Genomic DNA, 988 nt, shown 5'->3' on the forward strand with positions numbered 1-988 from the left:
TATCACTTTCATTATAATGTTACTAACTGTGGTGAGTTATGGTCAACAAGATGCGCAATTCACGCAGTACATGTACAATACCATCAATATCAACCCTGCATATGCCGGTAGCCGAGGCACGATGAGCGTTTTTGCACTGCATCGTACGCAGTGGGTAGGTTTGGATGGAGCGCCAACTACTAATACCGTTTCGATTAATACTCCAATTACCAATAGCAATTTGGGATTGGGGGTTTCATTTGTGAATGATAAAATTGGTCCAACTACTGAAAACACCATTTCAGCAGACCTGTCCTACACCATTCCTACCTCAGAGAATTTTAAGCTCTCTTTTGGAATGAAAGCGACCGCTAATTTATTTAATTTGAATGTCAACAAACTCAATCCCGTCGATCAAGGCGATCCACAATTTCAGAATTTGAGAAACGTTTTTACCCCAAACATTGGAGCTGGAATTTACTACCATTCTGATAAAGCTTATGTTGGACTATCGATTCCTAATTTCATTCAAACCAATCGATACAATGATAACGAAGTGGCCATTTTCAAAGAAAAAATGAATTATTACTTAATCGGAGGTTATGTGTTTGACTTATCGAACGACATCAAATTCAAACCTGCCTTTTTGACCAAACTAGTCGAAGGTTCGCCTTTACAAGTTGATGTTTCGGCCAATTTTATGTTTGTAGAGAAAGTAACACTTGGAGTGGCATACCGATGGAGTGCTGCTATGAGTGCCATGGTTGGATTTCAAGTGACCGATGGCATGTACATTGGCTATGGATACGATTTAGAAACTACCAATTTAGACAATTACAATTCAGGATCGCATGAGGTTTTCTTGCGTTATGAAATCTTCAAAAACAACGAAAAAATTACTACACCAAGATTTTTCTAAAAATTAGATCATGAAAAAACAACCATTTTTTTATTTAATCCTCACTATACTTTGGTGTAGTTTTGCCTTTGCTCAAAAAGCCAAATTAGC

1 protein-coding gene is annotated in these 988 nt (G+C 37.6%); it reads left to right on the forward strand.

Features of this window, described 5'->3' with window-relative positions:
- The first annotated feature begins 16 nt into the window (after positions 1 to 16).
- Positions 17 to 898 carry a type IX secretion system membrane protein PorP/SprF gene (locus FLB_RS10265; RefSeq protein WP_082923265.1) on the forward strand — a complete coding sequence of 294 codons (882 nt, stop codon included), beginning with the start codon at positions 17 to 19 and terminating at the stop codon, positions 896 to 898.
- Positions 899 to 988 lie beyond the last annotated feature (90 nt).

Origin of the sequence: Flavobacterium succinicans (assembly GCF_001662485.1) — a bacterium.
GTDB lineage: Bacteria > Bacteroidota > Bacteroidia > Flavobacteriales > Flavobacteriaceae > Flavobacterium > Flavobacterium succinicans_A.

What these genes read in the sequence shown, in the direction of transcription:
- FLB_RS10265 (WP_082923265.1), top strand. Translation starts at nt 17, where the DNA reads ATGTTACTAACTGTGGTGAGTTATGGTCAACAAGATGCGCAATTCACG.